Annotated in this window: 16 protein-coding genes and 1 pseudogene; 9 read left to right on the top strand and 8 right to left on the bottom strand. The window is 68.3% G+C overall.

Going from position 1 to position 17,962, the window contains the following annotated elements:
* From WD271_05330 to WD271_05295, 8 genes and pseudogenes are all read left to right on the top strand, one after another.
* Positions 1 to 843: NAD-dependent epimerase/dehydratase family protein (locus WD271_05330; GenBank protein MEX1007249.1), on the top strand; the 843-nt coding region annotated here is incomplete at its 5' end.
* A 5-nt stretch (positions 844 to 848) separates the two neighbouring features.
* A complete protein-coding gene (locus tag WD271_05325; protein MEX1007248.1) occupies positions 849 to 2,141 on the top strand; it encodes a glycosyltransferase family 39 protein in 1,293 nt (430 codons plus the stop codon).
* Between the two features lie 25 nt (positions 2,142 to 2,166).
* The gene (locus WD271_05320) at positions 2,167 to 3,651 is read left to right on the top strand and encodes an NAD(P)/FAD-dependent oxidoreductase (GenBank protein ID MEX1007247.1); all 1,485 of its coding nucleotides are present in this window, start codon (positions 2,167 to 2,169) and stop codon (positions 3,649 to 3,651) included.
* Between the two features lies 1 nt (position 3,652).
* Complete coding sequence (locus WD271_05315; GenBank protein ID MEX1007246.1) at positions 3,653 to 4,921, top strand: acyltransferase; 1,269 nt, start codon at positions 3,653 to 3,655, stop codon at positions 4,919 to 4,921.
* The gene (locus WD271_05310; GenBank protein MEX1007245.1) at positions 4,918 to 5,676 is read left to right on the top strand and encodes a glycosyltransferase family 2 protein; all 759 of its coding nucleotides are present in this window, start codon (positions 4,918 to 4,920) and stop codon (positions 5,674 to 5,676) included. The genes WD271_05315 and WD271_05310 overlap by 4 nt, the downstream gene beginning before the upstream one ends.
* On the top strand, positions 5,676 to 6,047 hold the full coding sequence (locus tag WD271_05305; protein ID MEX1007244.1) for a DUF2304 domain-containing protein: 372 nt from the start codon (positions 5,676 to 5,678) through the stop codon (positions 6,045 to 6,047). Before WD271_05310 ends, WD271_05305 begins: the two co-directional genes overlap by 1 nt.
* Before the next feature lie 240 nt (positions 6,048 to 6,287).
* Positions 6,288 to 6,695, top strand: a pseudogene (locus WD271_05300) (IS21 family transposase).
* Between the two features lie 61 nt (positions 6,696 to 6,756).
* Positions 6,757 to 7,182, top strand: a complete 426-nt coding sequence (locus WD271_05295) for a hypothetical protein (GenBank protein MEX1007243.1) — start codon at positions 6,757 to 6,759, stop codon at positions 7,180 to 7,182.
* 10 nt (positions 7,183 to 7,192) lie between these two features.
* On the opposite strand, the gene WD271_05290 is transcribed toward WD271_05295, so the two are convergent.
* Genes WD271_05290 through WD271_05280 form a run of 3 tightly spaced genes read right to left on the bottom strand, consistent with a single transcriptional unit; the run spans position 7,193 to position 9,686 of the window.
* A complete protein-coding gene (locus WD271_05290) occupies positions 7,193 to 7,918 on the bottom strand; it encodes a methyltransferase domain-containing protein (GenBank protein ID MEX1007242.1) in 726 nt (241 codons plus the stop codon).
* A complete protein-coding gene (locus WD271_05285) occupies positions 7,915 to 8,745 on the bottom strand; it encodes a polysaccharide deacetylase family protein (protein ID MEX1007241.1) in 831 nt (276 codons plus the stop codon). Before WD271_05285 ends, WD271_05290 begins: the two co-directional genes overlap by 4 nt.
* On the bottom strand, positions 8,745 to 9,686 hold the full coding sequence (locus tag WD271_05280) for a hypothetical protein (GenBank protein MEX1007240.1): 942 nt from the start codon (positions 9,684 to 9,686) through the stop codon (positions 8,745 to 8,747). The genes WD271_05285 and WD271_05280 overlap by 1 nt, the downstream gene beginning before the upstream one ends.
* Before the next feature lie 75 nt (positions 9,687 to 9,761).
* Here WD271_05280 and WD271_05275 point away from each other — a divergent pair, with 75 nt between their 5' ends.
* On the top strand, positions 9,762 to 10,457 hold the full coding sequence (locus WD271_05275) for a class I SAM-dependent methyltransferase (GenBank protein MEX1007239.1): 696 nt from the start codon (positions 9,762 to 9,764) through the stop codon (positions 10,455 to 10,457).
* Positions 10,458 to 10,479: 22 nt separating this feature from the next.
* Here WD271_05275 and WD271_05270 read toward each other — a convergent pair whose 3' ends face one another.
* The 5 genes from WD271_05270 to WD271_05250 are packed head-to-tail and all read right to left on the bottom strand — an operon-like array spanning position 10,480 to position 17,950.
* A complete protein-coding gene (locus WD271_05270) occupies positions 10,480 to 12,072 on the bottom strand; it encodes a hypothetical protein (protein MEX1007238.1) in 1,593 nt (530 codons plus the stop codon).
* Between the two features lies 1 nt (position 12,073).
* A complete protein-coding gene (locus tag WD271_05265) occupies positions 12,074 to 13,813 on the bottom strand; it encodes a hypothetical protein (protein MEX1007237.1) in 1,740 nt (579 codons plus the stop codon).
* The gene (locus tag WD271_05260; protein ID MEX1007236.1) at positions 13,810 to 15,216 is read right to left on the bottom strand and encodes a glycosyltransferase family 39 protein; all 1,407 of its coding nucleotides are present in this window, start codon (positions 15,214 to 15,216) and stop codon (positions 13,810 to 13,812) included. The genes WD271_05265 and WD271_05260 overlap by 4 nt, the downstream gene beginning before the upstream one ends.
* An 11-nt stretch (positions 15,217 to 15,227) precedes the next feature.
* Positions 15,228 to 16,613 (bottom strand): glycosyltransferase family 39 protein, encoded by a 1,386-nt coding sequence (locus tag WD271_05255; protein ID MEX1007235.1) that lies wholly within the window; start codon positions 16,611 to 16,613, stop codon positions 15,228 to 15,230.
* The gene (locus tag WD271_05250; protein MEX1007234.1) at positions 16,610 to 17,950 is read right to left on the bottom strand and encodes a glycosyltransferase family 39 protein; all 1,341 of its coding nucleotides are present in this window, start codon (positions 17,948 to 17,950) and stop codon (positions 16,610 to 16,612) included. Before WD271_05250 ends, WD271_05255 begins: the two co-directional genes overlap by 4 nt.
* Positions 17,951 to 17,962 lie beyond the last annotated feature (12 nt).

The following is a 17,962-nucleotide window of genomic DNA, read 5'->3' as shown; positions in this document are numbered from 1 at the left end:
GAGGTGCTCACCGCGCTCGCGCGGGACGCCGACCACCTCATCGCCGGCGCGGCGATGATCGGCGGCATCGCCTACTTCCATGCGTACGCCTACGACCTCCTTGCCACGAACGAGCGGATCATCGCATCTACCTGCGACGCCGCCATCGCCGCGCACCGCCACACTCGTTTGCAGAAGGTCACGTTCATCAGCTCGTCGATGGTGTTCGAGTCGGCCGCGTCGTGGCCGTCGTACGAGGGCCAGGAGCTCGAGATCCCGCCCCCCGGATCGTCGTACGGATTCCAGAAGCTCGCGGTGGAGTACTTCGCACGCGCCGCGCACCAACAGCACGGCCTGCCGTACACGATCGTGCGCCCGTTCAACTGCGTCGGGACCGGCGAGGTGCGCGCCCGTGGGGAGGCGGAGGTGCTGAGTGGCAACGTGAAGCTGGCCATGAGCCACGTAGTGCCGGACCTGGTGCAGAAGATCGTGAAGGGCCAGGATCCGCTCCGCATCCTCGGCGACGGCAACCAGATCCGTCACTACACCTATGCGGGCGATCTCGCGCGCGGCATCGTCACCGCGATGGAGCACCCCGCCGCGCTGAACGACGATTTCAACCTCTCCACCCGGCAGTCCACGACGGTGCTCGACCTCGCGGAGCGCATCTGGCGCCGCATCAAGGGTGACACGCCGTTCCGCTACGAGTGCGACGAACCGTTCGAGTACGACGTGCAGCGCCGCGTCCCGTCTACCGAGAAGGCGCGCGACGTGCTCGGGTTCGAAGCCACCACGTCGCTCGACGACATGCTCGACGAAGTGGTGCCGTGGGTGGTGGACGCGGTCGACCGCGGCCTCATCTAATCGCGATGCGCTTCGCCCGTGTGCTGCTGCTGGTCGTGCTCGGCGCGCTCGCGCTTCGGGTTGGCTACGTGGTGCTCGCCAAGCACGACGAGCCCCGCATGGGCGATCAGATCTACTACAACTACACCGCGAACCAGATCGCGCGGGGCGACGGCTTCACGGACCCGCGAGACGGGTCGGAGAATGCCGAGCACCCGCCGCTCGCCGCGCTGGCACTCACCCCCACGTCGTGGGTCGCGGAGCGAATCGACCCGGGCGGCGACCACCTCCTCCCCCAGCGGCTCACGATGGCCGTGCTCGGGACCGGTGTGGTGGTGCTCATCGGGTTGGTCGGGCGGACCGTGGCCGGCGATCGAGCCGGTCTGCTCGCTGCCGCGCTCGCCGCGGTGTATCCGGGTTTCTGGATCAACGACGGGCTCGTGATGTCGGACACGCTGGCCGCGCTCACGGTCGCGGTCGCGATTCTCCTCGCGTACCGGTTCGGCCGCGTGCCCACTGGCGCGAACGCCGCGTTCCTCGGGATCGCGTGCGGCTTCGCGGTGCTCACGCGCGCCGAGCTCCTGCTCCTCCTGCCCTGCATGGTGTTGCCGATAGCGCTCTTTGCGCGCGCGTTGACGGTCGGCCGGCGCGTGGCGATGGTGGCGATCGCGTCGGTTGCGACGCTCGCGATCGTGAGCCCGTGGCTGGCGTACAACATCAGCCGTTTCGACGAGCCGGTGTTGTTCTCCACTAACGACGGCCTGACGCTGTGCGGCGCCAATCTCGAGGGCACGTGGTACGGCGACGGGACCGGCCTCTGGTCGCTCGAGTGCGCCGGCTTCCCCACGCGCCGGGGCGATCGGTCGGTCGTGTCGAACCAGCTGCGGAGCCGGGGTCTGCGCTTCATCGGCGATCACCTCGAGCGGCTGCCTGCGGTGGTCGCGGTCCGGGTGGCCCGAGTCTGGAGCCTCTACGCTCCGGGCGCGATGGTCGACTACAACCAGGGTGAAGGGCGCGAGCCCTGGGCTTCGTGGATGGCGTTCGTGGCGTTTTGGCTGCTCGTCCCGTTCGCGATCGGCGGTGCAGTGATCCTGCGCCGTCGCGCCCCGCTCACGCCTTTGGTCGCGCAGTTCGTGGTGGTCACGATCACCGCGGCGGCCGTCTATGGCTTGGTGCGCTTCCGTGTCCCGGCGGAGGTGAGCATCGTCGTCCTCGCGGCCGTGGCCGTCGACCGGCTCCTCGATCGGCTGTCTCCGTCCCGTGACGCGTGGCCGGTGGGCCGTACAATCTCGGGGCGCGGCCAGGGGGACGGCCCGTGATCCCTGCCTCCACGGAGCATTGCTGGTGACTGACACCCAGGCCCACACCGAACCGACATCCGAAATCGTGATCATCGGGGCGGGTCCGGCCGGGCTCACCGCCGCCTACATGCTCACCAAGCGCGGTGTCGCACCCACTGTGCTCGAGGCCGACACCGTCGTCGGCGGCATCAGCCGCACCGCCACGCGCGACGGCTGGCGCTTCGACATCGGCGGCCACCGCTTCTTCACGAAGGTGAAGCCGGTCGAGGATCTCTGGTTCGAGATCCTCGGCAAGGACGACTTCCTGCGCCGTCCGCGGCTCAGCCGGATCTACTACCGCGGCAAGTATTACGACTACCCGATCGTCGCGATGAACGCGCTCAAGAACCTCGGGCCGGTGGAGGCGACGCGTTGCATGGGGTCGTACCTGTGGGTGCGCGTCCATCCCCCGAAGGACAAGAACACGCTCGAGGGCTTCGTCGCCTCGCGTTTCGGGTGGCGGCTCTACGAGCACTTCTTCAAGACCCAGAGCGAGAAGGTGTGGGGCGTGCCCTGCACCGAGATCCAGGCCGACTGGGGCGCTCAGCGCATCAAGAACCTGTCGATCATGCGGGCGGTAAAGGAGGCGCTCACGCCGAAGAAGATCCGTCAACGGCGGAGCAAGAGCAAGCAGGTCACGAGCCTGATCGAGGAGTTCAACTACCCGAAGTACGGCCCCGGCATGATGTGGGAGCGCTGCACCGAGCTCGTCACTGCCAAGGGCACGAAGGTCGTCTTCGACTCGAAGGTCACCAAGATCGAGCACGAGAACGGCCGCGCCACCGCGGTCACCGCGGTCAGCGACGGCGTGTCCAACCGCTACGAGTGCACCCACGTGATCTCGTCGATGCCGATCGGCGCGCTGCTGCGGGCGATGGACCCGCCGGTGCCGTCCGAGATCGTCGTCGCTGCCGACTCGCTGCGCTACCGCGACTTCATCACCGTTGCGCTCGTGGTGCCCGAGGAAGACGGCTTTCCCGACAACTGGATCTACATCAACGACGCGAGCGTGAAGGTCGGGCGCATCCAGAACTTCGGGCGGTGGTCGCCGTACCTGGTGAAGGACGGCCGCACGTGCCTCGGCCTCGAGCTCTTCGTCGACGAGGGTGACGAGTGGTGGACGATGGCCGACGAGGACCTCATCGCCAACGGTAAGCGCGAGCTCGAGCAGATCGGTCTCGTGCCGGCGTCACACGTTGAGTCGGGCTACGTCGTGCGCATGCCGAAGGCGTACCCGTTCTACGACGCGCACTACAAGGAGAACGTCGCCACGCTCGCGGCGTGGCTCCACGAGCACGCGCCCAACGTGTATCCGGTCGGCCGCAACGGCATGCACCGGTACAACAACCAGGACCACTCGATGTTCACCGCGATGCTCTCGGTCGAGAACATCTTCGGTGCCAACCACGACGTCTGGTCGGTGAACGTCGAAGAGGAGTATCACGAAGAGGTCGCGCACGACGCCGAGGAACCCGCCCCGAGGGAGTGACATGACCTCTCCTGCGGCATCGTCGCCGGAGATCGGCGCCGCCGGCTTCGAGTCGGGCAAGACGCTCCACTTCCCGTGCTTCGATGCCTTCCGCTTCTTCGGCATGACGATGGTGCTGCTCGTACACGCGGCCTTCGCCACCCGGCCGTGGGTGGAGGCGAACCTCCCGGGCTGGCTCCAGGCGATCCTCGAGCGCATGGACGTGGGCGTCGCCGTGTTCTTCGTGATCTCGGGCTTCCTCCTGTTCCGGCCGTTCGTCGCGCGCCAACTCGACTCCAAGCCGCCGCTGCGCATCCGCACCTATCTCCGGCGGCGCGTGCTCCGCGTCATCCCCGGCTACTGGTTCGCGCTGACGGCGTGCGTCGTGCTGCTCGGCCAGCTCCTCGGCAGCGCGAAGAACGCGTTCCTCTATTACTTCCTGCTGTACCCGTTCGCGAGCCAGAACGTCGCGCTGGGGGGCGGGCCCGGCCACGAAGGTGACTACGCGATCCCACAGGCGTGGAGCCTCACCGCCGAGTTCGTCTTCTACCTGATGCTCCCGCTGCTGGGGTTGTGGCTCATCCGGCTCGGCGCGGGCAAGGCGAAGGCGCTGCAGGTGCGGCACGCGCTGCTCGTCGCGCTCGGTCTCTACCTCGTGGGCCAACTGTTCCGGCTCTACTTCCTCACCGCGCACCCGTCGTGGGAGCGCGTTGCGACGATCTGGCCGCCGAACTGGGTCGACTTCTTCGCCATCGGCATGGCGATGGCCACGTTCAGCGCGTGGGAGCACGACGCCGGTCGCGTGCCCCGCTTCCTCCAATTCCTCGGTGACCACCCCGTGGTCTCGTGGGTCGCCGCGGCCGTTGCCGGCCTGGCGAGCTGCAGCTTCCGGGCGCCGCTCGATCCGGGTGAGTACGGCGCCGAGTACTGGTTCCGCTGGTTCCTGTTCGGCGTGTTCGCATTCTTCTTGCTCGCGCCGGCGATGTTCGGCGACCAGACACGGGGCCGCGCTCGGCGGGTCCTTTCTCACCGTGTGCTCGTGTACCTCGGCTCGGTGTCGCTGGGCTTCTACCTCTTCCACCTCGCGTTGCTCACCAACATCCAGGACTGGCTCGCACCCGACGGCAACGGCGCCTTCTACGGCAGCCTTCCCACCGTGTTCACGCTCACGTTCGTCGCGTCGATCGCGGCGGCGTCGGTGAGCTACGTGTTGATCGAGCGACCCTTCCTGCGCTTGAAGGACCGTTCGCTGTTGTCGCGGTTCCGACGCGAGCCTGCGAAGGTGTCATGATCGGCCCACGCGCGACTGCGCGCACGCTCGTGATCATCCCCGCGTACAACGAAGAGGAATCGCTTCCCGCCGTCCTCAAGGAGCTCGCGGAGCAGACTCCGGAGCACGACGTGCTCGTCGTGAGCGACGGCTCCACCGACCGCACCGCCGACGTCGCGCGCGATGCCGGCGTGTTCGTGGCAGTGCTCCCGTTCAACCTCGGGATCGGCGGCGCGCTGCGCACCGGTTTCGCGTTCGCGCAGCGGCATGGCTACGAGCGCGCGGTGCAGTTCGACGCCGACGGCCAGCACGACCCGCTCGCGGTGCGGCTGCTGCTCGACCGGCTCGACGCCGGCGCCGACATGGTGATCGGGAGCCGCTTCGCCGAGGGCGGCGCGGTCACCTACGGCGTGAGCCGGGTGCGGCGCCGGGCGATGCAGTTCCTGCAATGGCTGGTGCGCGTGCTCGTGCGTCAGCGGTTCACCGACACCAGCTCGGGGTTCCGGGCGTTCTCCCGGCCGGTGATCGACTACTTCGCTGACACATACCCGGTGGAGTACATGGACTCGGTGGAGGCGCTCGTGCTCGCCTGCAACACCGGGTTCCGGGTGGAGGAGGTGGCCGTGAACATGCGGGGCCGCACGGGCGGAGCACCGTCGACGCGACGGATCAAGCTCGTGTACTACTACGTGCGCCTCATCGTGGTGCTCGTCGTGTCGACGACGAGCCGCGGCCAGCGCGCCCGGCGCACCGCTGACCGCGGGGGAGAGCAATGATGCCGACGCTCGCGGCGATGAGCACCGAAGCGCACATCCTCATCATCGTGCTCGCGGCGGGCGTGATCGTGTTCATCGTGCACCTCGTACGCAGCCGGCAGCTACGCGCCAAGTACTCGGTGCTCTGGTTCTCGATCGGTCTCGCGCTGGCGGTGCTCGCGGTCTTTCCCGGCCTGCTCGAGGATGTCTCCGACCTCCTCGGGATCGGGTACCCGCCGGCCACCTTCATGCTGCTGGCGATGAGCTTCCTGTTGATCCTCGTCCTCCATTTCTCCTGGGAGCTGTCGCGCCTCGAGGACCGCACCCGCGCGCTGGCAGAAGAGCACGCGCTGTTGCGCCAACAGGTCGAGGAACGACTCGGCGAGAACTGATTGTCCCACTCTTGGGCCGCGAGGGAGGACCGCGATCGAGGTCTCGTACCAGTCGAGGCACGTGACCGTGCGGGGCTCCGTGCTCGGGAACCGAGGAAGTTCCTTGACGGTGTCGCCACCGGCTGAAAACTGACCCCCTATCCTATCACCGGTCGAAAACTGACCCCATTGTGGTCGGGTCCACCACTTGGAGTGTTGGAACTCGAAACCTGGCTCGATCGCGAGCTGGGGAGGAAGGGCGTGATCGATGTGGAGAGTTGGGCCGAGATCCGTCGGCTTCATCGTGGGGAGGGGTTGGGTATCAAGGCGATCGCGCGCCGACTGAAGGTCGCGCGCAACACGGTGCGCGAGGCGCTGCGGTCCGATGAGCCGCCTCGGTATGAACGCGAGTCGCCGGGATCGGCGGTCGACGCGGTCGAATGGCGGATCCGTGAGCTGTTGGCCGAGTTCCCGTCGATGCCGGCGACGGTGATCGCGGAGCGGATCGGCTGGACGCGTGGCATCACGATCTTGCGCGACCGGGTCGCGGAGCTCCGGCCGTTGTTCGTGGCGCCGGATCCGTGTCAACGCACGAGCTACGCGCCGGGCGAGTTGGCGCAGTGGGATCTGTGGCAGCCCGACGTCGAGATCCCTCTCGGGTTCGGTCAGGCCGACAAGTTGTGGGTTGTCTCGGGGGTCAGAACTACTGAAGACGAGTAGGGAGCATACGATGACGTTGAATGCGGGAAAGAGGGTTGCCCTGGTGTCGCTCGTCGCCATAGGAACGATCTCCGCCGCGTTTTTCGGCGTGGCCGCGATGGCGTCCGACGATGCCCCAACGGTCGGGCGAGTACCGGAGGCCGCATTTCGTTCCGACGGCAGCATCGACCGCACGCAAGTACCGGACTACATCCCGGCACTCGACCGGCGGGGCGACATCGTTGGCTACGTCGCCCGTGATGAGGTTATGCCGCAGGAAGGTTTAGAGCCGCCGGGAGAACTTGCTCCCCAGGACAAGCCTGAGACAGTCTACGACAAAGACCTCAAAACCGTAGTCGGTCACATGTACCCCGCTCGTGGCTTCGTCCCGGTGGGAACTGACCCGCGTGACGTTCCCCCGATTTCTGTTTCAATCAGCGAAGGCGCGGCCAAATAATCGCTTCAGATCAGCTCGCGGGGCGGGCGAGCACGATGAGGCCGTCGGCGGTGTAGGGGCGGCCGGCGCGCGCGAGGAGGCGCTCGAGGCCGAGCAGGGCGCGTGCCGCAGTGGTGAGGGCCGCCGATCTCGCGCTGCCGCCGGCTCTGGTCTTCACCTGCTGGACGAACACCCGGTGCTCGACCGGATCCCACCGGTGCCGCCGCAGCATCGCGTCGAGCGTGTGACACGTGAACATCGTGACGTGGTCGGGATGGTTCACCTCGTAGTTCGCGAGCGACGCGAACGTGTTCACGAGACCGGCCGCGTTCGGCGTGGTGATCGCGATGATCCCGTCAGCGGCAACGAGCATGTGCAGGGCGTCGAGGAACGAACCGATGTCGTCGAGGTGCTCGATCACCTCACCTGCCACGACGACCTCGGCAGGCTCGAGCGCCAGCCCGCGCACCGCGTCGACGTCGCAGCAGTCGACGACGCGGGCGTCGTATCCCTCCGCGACCGCGCGAGCGACGCCGGCATCGTCGACGTCGAGGCCGACGAGCTCGCGTGCCGTCGCTGCAAGGTGCGCGTGCAGCCATGCGCCCGATTCCTCGTTGAGGATCTGGAAGCCCGCGTCGGCGAATCCCACGTGCACGACCCGCCGGCGGGCTGTGAGCTCGCGCAGGTACTCGAACCGGTCGACGAGCGTTGCCGGCGGGAGGCGGTGGAGCATGTCGAGCTGCGAGTAGTCGTTCATCTGCGTCCCGCCATGGGGAGTGCGTCGAGGGTCGCGATGCGTTCGCCGAAGGGGAGCGCGGCGCGCCCGCGCAGCACCGCGTCGACCTTCGCGAACATGCGCTTGCGGTTGTACCAGAGCAGCCGGCTCCCGAATCGCCCGGCCTCGGGCACCACCCAGTACGGCTCTGCGGGGTCGAAGTCGTACGGATGGCAGTACACCCAGAGCGCGTGGCCGCGCCCGAAGGTGGCGGCCACCGCGCGCGAGGCCATCGTCGGGATGGCGCGCAAATAGACACCACCGAGGTAGGGGAGGCCGATCGGCCCGATGCGCGCGACCGGGCAGGGCAGCTCGACGACCCCGTTCGGCCAGGTGAACGGTGTGACCGGCAACGTCGGGTCGCCGAACAGCGGACTCTTCGCCGGCAGCACGCTCGAGGAGTAGGTGAAGCCGAGGTCGGCGAGCACGTCGACTGCCCAGCGCGACTCCGGCACCAGCGAGAAGACCGGCGCCCGGAACCCTGTGACCGGTCGGCCCCCCAGCTCCTGGAGCAGCGCCTTGCCGCGCGCGGCTCCCGAACGGAACTCGGCGTTGTCGAGCTCCGTGAGCGGCACGTGTCGCCAGCCGTGAAGCGCGAGCTCATGGCCGCGTGCCGCGACGTCACGCACGAGCTCGGGGTGCTGTTCGGCGATTTCGCCGACCACGAAGAACGTGCCGCGCACGCCGCGGGTGTCGAGGAAGTCGAGTACCCGCCGCGTGATGTGCGGAAAGCGCACCTCGGCGGCATCCGACGGCCGATGATCTTCGAGATCGAGCGTGAACGTGACGTCGGGGAGCGTGGTACCCACTAGTAGGCGTCCATGTCGAGGAACTCGAACGTGTCGACCGCGAACGCGTCCTGGTCGATGTCGTCGGAGAGTGACTTGAGGATGAGATGGAGGGGAGACGGTTGGAGCCTGCGTGGTGGCTGCACACCCCGCACTTCGACGTGGGCGTTGAAACCGCCGTACACCGCGTACGGCGCGCGATGGTGGCGGCACGCCGCGTTCACGATCGCGTGCGCTCGGAGCGGTCCCGCACGGCCGTCGCGCGGCAGCAGCTTGAGGATCACCGCCGCGCGCACGCCGAAGCGCCGGTCGGAGGTGCTCACGCCGACGAGCTCGTCGGTCCAGTGCAGGGCGTACGAGCTGTGCGGGCACGTCAGCCGCCATCGGAGGTACTCGGGCGTGTAGGAGTTGGTCCACGAGGCGACCGGTGAGTCGTCGAGGCCGGCGGTGAGCCGCTCGAACGCCGCGTCGTCGAGGAACGCGCGGTCGACGGCGCGGCTCGCAGCCCGTACGCGCGTTGGCCACGGCGGGCACAGCGTGACCGGCAGCGGACCCGGGGTCTTCCACTCCAGGTACTTGACCACCGTGCCGATCGACTTCTCGTTGCAGACCCCGGTTGCGAATCGCCAGCCGTACTCCTGCGCGCCCTCGTACACGATGGGCGCGAGCTTGCGGAACCACCCCTGGCGCTGTGCCCCGGTGCGCACCACCGCGTTGAGCGAGAAGCCCGCCGGTACGACGCCGTCGGGCCCGCGGTAGCGCTGCGGGATCATCGCGTAGTGCGCGGCGCGCACACCGTCGTCGTCGGCATTGGCCTGCGAAGCGGGTCCGTACGGGCTCTCGTCGTAGAGCCAGTGCAGGTACTGCGTGTCGACGAACCGGGGGCTGGGCAGCTCGGCGTCGAGCAGCTCCGTGTTGAGCTGGTTGTCGGTGCTCGTCTCCGCCGGTTCGGGACGCGTCATGGCCGCCGAGCGTACCTTCCACCTTGCCCGACTCATGTCGAAGTCGCCGCGAGACGCGACCGCTAGCCTCGGGCGATGCCCGACGAGCACGGCCTGAGTGGCGAACAGCTCTCGCGCCTCTACGGCGAACGCTTCACGCCAGAGGAGCTCGCCTTCAAGCAGAGCATGTGGAAGGTCTTCTGCGAGAGCTACTTCCAGCAGTTCATCGCTCCCACGGAGACCGTCGTCGACCTCGGAGCCGGTTCGTGTGAGTTCATCAACGCGATTCGGTGCGGCGAGAAGATCGCCGTCGATCTCAACCCCGACCTCGAGCACTATCTCGACGAGGGCAAAGCAGTGGTCGCGAACAGCAACTCCATGCCCGAGATCGTCACGGGTTCGGTCGACGTCGTGTTCACGTCGAACTTCTTCGAGCACCTTCCGAACAAGGCGGAGCTGCTCGCCACGCTCGACGAGTGCCACCGGATCGTGCGCGACGGCGGTCGGCTCCTCGTGGTGATGCCGAACATTCGCTACCTGCCGGGACGGTACTGGGACTACTTCGATCACCACCTCGCCCTCACGCATTACAGCTTGGTCGAAGCGTTGGCGATCAGCGGGTTCCGCGCCGAGATGGTCGTCCCGCGGTTCTTGCCGTACACGATCAAGCACACCCGGCTGCCACACAGCCTGGCGCTCGTTCGGCTCTACATGCGCGTGCCGCTCGCGTGGCGCGTGTTGGGTGAGCAGATGTTCGTGGTCGCGCGACGCGTCGACGCCGAACCCGAGTGACCTGCCCGCCCGACGAGGTTCCTCAGGGCGTGCGGTCGTTGCGCAGGTACACGTCGACACCGATCGGCCCGTCGGTTCCCCAGCCCGTGTCGGAGTACACCTTCCGATAGTGGCGTGCGAGCGCGCTCGGAATCGTGTCCGGATCGGTACGGCGATGCGACAGTGAGCCGCGGAAGTCGAACAACATGCGATCGAGGTCGGTGAGCACGACCGCCGCGGGCGTGCCCGACTCGAGCAGATCCACGAGCCGTCGCTGGTTGACGTAGTGCAGCTCCTTCGCGTGCCGCGTGTTCAGATCTTCGTACGAGAAGATGCCGAACGTCGCGTCGTGCACCAGGTCGCGGTCGGCGGCAAGCGTCTGCGGCTGGCCCCAGAGTGCGAGCACCTCGTCGGACGGGTCCGTGTGTGCGCTCACGTAGTCGGCAACCCGATCCGCGGCTGCGATCGTCCCGGGCGTCGCGTCGTCGACGAGGTACCCGCGTGCGCTCGGATGAAAGATCGTGAGCACCGCGAGCGCGAGCACGGCACCCCCGACCACGAGCGGTGCCAGGCGAAATGCCGGACGGGTGCCCGACGGTCCGAAGCACCACCGGAACACGAGCACCGTCGCCATCGCGGCGACGACGGGAACGACCGGCGCCACGTACTCGATCGGTGCCCATTGACCGGCGACGAGCTGTACGCCGAGGTACAGAATGAGCCCGACGGTCATCATGAGATAGACCGGTTTCTCACGCACGTATCGACGCACGTCTGATGACAGAGCGACGGCGAGCAGCGCGACCGCGGTCAGCAGGAGATAGCCCCAGTAGTGGCTTGCCCACTCCGGAATGCGGTCGGTGAGGATGGTGTCGATGCGCGTGCGCGTCGACGCGTGGTGCCACAGCAGTTGATGGAACGTGCTGAGGCCGAAGCGTGCCGCGCTCGGGTCGAGCAACACGAGCGTGCCCGCGAAGATCGCCCCGATCGCGGGGACGATCGCGGCGCGCCATCGCGTCACACGATCGGGCGCGCGCCAGATCGCATACGCGACGACGAAGCACGCGAGCGGGATGCCAGACGTCCGCGTGAGCGCGAGCCCGGTTGCCGCCGCGGTCGCGACGGGGAACGTGAAGGTTCGTCGCCCCGGTGAAGTGAGCGCCGCGAGTATCGCGGCCAGCAAGAACGCCACGAGCGCGTACGTCTTGGTGAGCGTGAGGTTGTAGATCCCGGTCGGGAACGCGAGGCACAGCACCGCAACTGCTGCGGCCGAGGCGCGGCCAGCCTCGCGCCACGCCACCCGCACGCTCAGGGCGACCGCCGTCGTGGCGAAGGCGAACGAGACGAGACGGCCCACGTACAGGCTGGGCTCCGGAAGTTGGAAGAGCCCGTACACGTAGGGGACCAGCGGCATCTGGGTGAACGAGAAATCGCGGAACGGAATCTCGCCCCGCCACACCAACCGGCCCGCGTAGAGGTACCAACCCTCGTCGGCATTCAAGCGCCCGCGGACGACGAACGCGAGCGAGACGAGGCCGAACAGCGCCACGCCGCCGATCGCGATCACGCCGAATGCCCGGGCGGCGATCGTGCCGGGCCTCGACTCGATCGGCGGCGCGCCGGTCGCGGTAGTCATCTCAGCCTCCGCCCGCGACCGCAGGGATCGCGTACAGGAGATCATCCCCGTAGCGGCCGATGAAGCGGAGCGGTCGGGCCTGCTGCGGGTCGAGGAGCGCGCCCCATTGCCCACCCCGGGCCCAACCTCGCACGACGACGAAGCGCACGTCGAGTTCACGCAGCCGGTCGAGCGCGGCGGTGTCGGGAAACGTGCGCATCTGCGCGGACAGCGTCCTCCACGACGGCGGGAAGAACCCCGAGTACCCGTTCGGCGTGCGGCGGTGGTGCGCGGTGGTTCCGTACACGTTCTCCGCCTGCGCGAACCCACTGAGGGCGCCCGCGGTGCGGCCAGGCTCGATCGCCGGCAGGTAGAGGACACCGCCGGGCTCACGCCGCGCCGCGAGCGCTTCGTCTACTGCCGCTACCCGCACGTCGGGCCGATCCGTCCACGGTGCGTAGCCCTCGACGAGCACACCCAACGCGGCGATCGTCGCGACGAGAGCGACGGTTCGGCGTGCGTCCCATCCGGAACGCTTCGCGATCCATCGGCCGACGGCCACTGCGCCGAGACCGGCGAGGACACCGACGCCGAGCAGGCCGACGACCCACGCGCGTCCGGTCGCGCGCAGCGCCTCCCATCCGGGCACGTACTCGAACAAGAGCCGGTACGGGAGGTACTGGCGCCAGCCGCTGGGACCGGCACCGAGCCCGAGCAGCGCGCCGGCCGCGACGAGCGCGCCCCCGGCGACGACAACGCGACGCTGCCGTCGCCAGCCGGCGACCGCCCCGATCGGGGCGAGCACGAGCAGCACCGCTCCCGGGAACGCGGGCTCGCCGTACACAGGCCAGTCGTCGCCCTTGCCGAGGAGCGATCCCCACACGGTGAGGCGTGGGTCGGTGGCCCCGAAGTCGGCGCTGAGCGCGGGGAGGTCGGACAGCTTCCGAGCGAAGGTCGGCTGGTCGTTGTGCACCTGGAAGTACGGGATCGCGAGCGCGAGCGTGCATACGAGCGCGACACCGGTGGCGGTGAGCGCCGCGACGACGCCGCGCTCGCGGAGCGATCGGCACCGGATGAGGAGCACGATCGCGGCGGCGCCGAACGCGTACGCACCCGGATAGAACGAGACCGACGCCTGCCATGCGATCGCGGCGGCCATGAGGACGGCGGGTGCCACGACCGGCCGTCCCGCCTCGGAGCGGTCGGCGAGCCACCACGCCGCGGCCGCCGCGACGCCCACGCCGGCGTGCGCGGTTGCGTGCAGCGCGCCACTCGACAGCGTCCCGAACGGCCCGAACGCGAACGCGGCACCGGTGACGGCGCCGACGGCAACTGATCGCGTCGCGACGCGTCCGAAGAGGTAGCCGGATGCGGCCGATGTGGCGAAGCCGAGCAGCAATGCGATGTTGAGCTGCCCGATCGGCGACACGCCCAGCCATCGGAGCGGAAGGAGCGGTATCGCGATCCCGAGCAGCGAGTCGGAATAGGCGAGCGTGTTGGGTTCGGGGGCGAAGATATTGGCGTTGAACAGCGAACCCGGCGAGCCCAACTTGTGCTGCACCCAGTCGATGGTCCACGCCTGGAAGCGCGGGTCGAACGGGTCGTGCGCGATGTGACCCAACTTCGTGGCGAGTGGCCAGGTGACGACGATGGCGGCCGCGAGCGCGACCGCGAGCGCGACCGCGGTTTCGCGCGCGACCCGACCGACCGTGATCGGATCGGCGGATCGAGCGACGACCGGTTCGTCGACGACCGTCGTCACGGCGCGGCGAGCTCCGGTTCATGCTCGGCGCGCGAGCCCGCGCGTTCGTCGCGAACCCGTCGCCAGAGCGCGTCGATCCCGATGCCACCGAGGACGGCGAGCGCCACATCCCCACCCACCCGGTAGCGGGTGATGCCGATCGAGATCGCCGCGGTCACCGTCACCATGATCGCGATGGCGATCATCGGGGAGATCGGGAGCCGGCGCCGACGCATGACCACGAGCGCGTAGATCGACAGCGGGACGAGTACGTAGTACATGCCGGTCCCGAGCCAGGACGGCCACTCGCCTCGACGCTCGAAAAACACATCGAGGTCCACTCCTTGCTCCACTCGGAAGACGCCCCAGACGCGACCGACGCGCGCTGCCGCGACCAGTGGCGCGCGCGTGAGGTGGTCACCGATGTAGTCGAACGCGTGGTTGCGGGCCTTGACGTCGGGGATCGACTCGTCGCGTGGGTCTTGGAGGAGGAGGTAGGCGATCCCCGGAAATTTGGTGCTCTCGAGGAGCCGTTGCTGCTCCGCGTTCTCCGGCGGGCGCGACGCGGTCAAGCACCGGATGTCCCAGTACCCGAGCAACTGACCGGAGTAGGTGCTGTCGCAGTTCGCGATCTGGAGCACGCTTCCGTGACCGGTTGCGAGGAACACCGGCTCCTCGAAGGTCGCGAGGTTGCGCGCCCACCAGGGGAGGATGACGAGCAGGCACGCGGCTCCGACCACCACCACGACGGTGAGCCGCGAGCGAACGTCGCGGTCGCGCGCGAGCAGGAGCGGCAGCCCCATGAGGGGCACGAGCATGATGGCCTCGGGTCGGGTGAGCGCGCCCAGGCCGATCGCGCCCCCGAGCAGGACCGCGTCGAGTACCGAGCGCGACTCCCAGAGCCGGTACGCGGCAAGCAGGATCGCCGCGACGACGAGCACGTACATCGACTCCGACACGAGCATGCCGTCGTTGATCCAGAGCATGGGGTACACGGCCGCGACACCCGCGCTGATGAGGGCTGCCCGGTCGCCGGCAATGCGGCGGGCGACGAGGCCGATGACCACCACGCCCCCCGCGCCGAGCACGCACGACGCCAACCGGTGGGTCAGCGCGCTCGTGCCCCCGAACCACGACACCGCCGCGAGGTAGAGGGTGTAGAGCGGGGGGTGTGCGGCACTGGGGTCGAGCCGGTCGAGCGCCTTCCACGTGAGCGGATTGACGAAACCGAGCCCGTCGGCCAACGCGTTCGCCTGCCAGTGGTAGTAGAAGTCGTCGCCCTTCAGCACAAAGTTGCGCCGGGCGACGAGCACCCAGGTGACCCGGATCACGAGCGCGGCGAGCCCCACCCCGGTCAGCGCGAGGGCGAAGCGGCGCCGCGCCGGCGCGGGCATCGTGGAAGGCGCGGTGTCGACGGTGTGCACGAGGTTGTTGGTCAGGCGGAAGCGACCGGGTCCGAACGCCGGTCGGCGAGCCGGTGCCAGGCCGCGACCATCCCGGTGGCGGCCGCGAGGACCACGGAGACCTCAGCGGGCGCGCGGTACCTCGTGTTTCCGAAGAAGAGCGCCGCCGCGATCGTTGCGATGACGATGAACGCCATGAGCGGCAGGAGGGGCACTCGTCGTCGTCGCAGTACGACCAGGCCGACCACCGCGAAGGGTGCGAGCAGGTAATAGGAGAAGAGCCCGATCCACGACGCGGCACGGCCCCGTCCCTCGAGCGCGTAGTCGAGTCTCGTGGTGTCGCCGGGCATGTAGAGATCCCACAGGCGACCGACGCGCGCCGCGGCCACCACGGGCAGTCGCCCGAGGTGTGCCTTGATGTACTTCATCGCGTCCTTGCGCGCCACCGCGTCGCTCTCGGACTCGTCGTACGAGGGCGGTGGCCACGGGCCCTGGAAACAGTCGGCGTAGTAGCCGATGCGATCCCCGTAGTACGTCTCGTCGCAGCTCGCGGCGGAGAGCGCGGCCCCGAACCCGGTGTTCATGGTGGAGAACTCCTCGAACCGGAGCAGGTTGAACGTGACCCAGGGCAGGAGGAGGAGCCCTCCCGCGACGCACGCGGCTCCCGCCATTTGCAGCCGTCGCTTGCGATCCGGGCCCTTCGCGAGGAGCGCCAGAGGAATCACGAGCAGTGGGAACAGGAGACTGAGCTCGGACCGACTCGCAGTCGCGAGCGCGCACGCCAGACCCAGGAGCACCGCCCATCGCATGCTCGGCCGGCGCCAGAACTCGTACGCCACGAGGATCACAACCGCGGCAGTGAGCACCGCCATCGGCTCGGAGAGCAGCATGCCGTCGTTGATCCAGAGCTGCGGATACACGGCGGCGATGCCGGCGGCGAGGAGACCGACGGCGGTGCCCGCGATTCGGTACCCGACGATGCCGATCACGAGTACCGCAGCCGCGCCGAGCACGCACGATGCAAGACGGTGCCAGGTGACCGTGTCGAGCCCGAGCCACGACCACATCGAGAGGTAGATCGTGTAGAGCGGCGGGTGCACACTGCTCGGCCGGTGGGTGGAGCCGAAGATCGAGAAGCGGAACGGGTCGACGAACCAATAGCCCTTGGCCAGCGCGTTTGCTTGCCAGTGGTAGTAGTACGCGTCGCCCCAGAGGTAATAGCCGTTGTGGTAGCTGTGGATATCGGTAGTCGGTCGCCACCACAAGACGTTGGCCACGCGCACCGCGAACGCGAACACCGTGATGACGCCGAGCCGTCGGGCGAAGAACCTCACGGGGTCGCGCGTGGAGGTCGTGCGCCGCGGCGTCGTCGGCGCACCAATGGTCGAGCTTTGGGCGGTCGACGGCTCGGCAGTCATGGAGCCACGTGCTCGACCGAGCGGGGAGTGGAACAGGCGTCGTCGACAAGCGGCGCGCTCGAGGCGGATCTCGCCGCGCGGTAACGGCGCCAGAGCGCGTCGAGCGAGAACGCGGCGAGGACCGGTATCACGAGGTCGAACGGCGCGCGATAACGCGTGACCGGAAATCCCACCACGACGGTGATCGTGACCGCGGCGGCGATCGCGAGCATCGGAAAGATCGGAAGGTGCCGGTGCCGCATCACGAAGAGCCCGCCGATCGCGAATGGGATCAAGAGGTAGTAGGCGAGGAGCACCGCCCACGATTCGACCAGGCCGCGTCGTTCGAACGCATCGTTCAGATGGACATCCTGGACCGGTTGAAACACGTTCCAGATGCGGCCAATTCTTGCGAGCATTACCACCGGCACGCGGTCGAGGTTATTCCGAATGTACGTGAGCCCTTGGTCGCGTGCGCGCGCGTCGACCACGCTCTCCTCGAGGTTCCGGGGATAGTCGCCGAAGCTGCAGCTGTCGTCCCAGTACCCCAACTTCTCGCCGTAATAGGTCGTGTCGCAGTTGCCGTACGCGAGGACGCCGCCGAAGCCAGTTCCGAGCGTGGTGGGTTCCTCGAACGTCACGAGGTTCCGAACCACCCACGGCGCGGTGATGACGACACCGATCCCGGCCACCACGCCGAGCAGTTGCAGCTTGCGCTTCCAGTCGATACCGCGCGCGAGCAGCACCGTCGACCCCCCGAGCAGCACGAACAGGACCAGTCCCTCCGAGCGCGTGAGCACCGCGAGGGAGAGAGGGACGGCCATCGCCGCGGCCGGCTTGATCCCGGGTGAGTCCCAGAACCGGTACGCGGCCATCAACGCGAGCACCACGAGGAGGCAGTAGAGCGTCTCCAACCCGATGACCGCGTCGTTGGTCCAGAGCGGAGGGTACGCGGCGGCGAGGATCGCGGCGACGATGCCGACGCGGTCGCCCCCGAGCTGGCGGCCGAGCATGCCCACGAGGAACACGACGACCGCCCCGAGGAGCGCGGTGATGACGCGATAGGAGAGCTCGCTGGTGATCCCGAGCCGGGCCGGGAGCGCCAACACGAGCGAGTAGAGCGGTGGGTGGAGCGCGGTCGGGATCTCGCGGTCGAAGAAGATGAAGGCAAACGGGTTGGAGAATCCGTGACCGTGGGCGAGCAGGTTCGCCTGCACCGTGTAGAAGACCTGGTCGCTCAGGCGCACGTCGCGCACGCGGGGATCCACGATCGCGGCCGCGTACCACACGCGCCAGATGGCCGCCCCCGCTGTGACGAGACCCATCCGTGCGAAGAAGCGACGGTTGCGGGCGGCCATCGCCGCGCACGC

It is taken from the genome of Acidimicrobiia bacterium (genome assembly GCA_040880805.1).
In the GTDB taxonomy this organism is placed as follows: domain Bacteria; phylum Actinomycetota; class Acidimicrobiia; order IMCC26256; family DASPTH01; genus DASPTH01.
The sequence above is the reverse complement of the archived record's forward strand: the minus strand, read 5'-3'. Positions and strand labels throughout refer to the sequence as shown.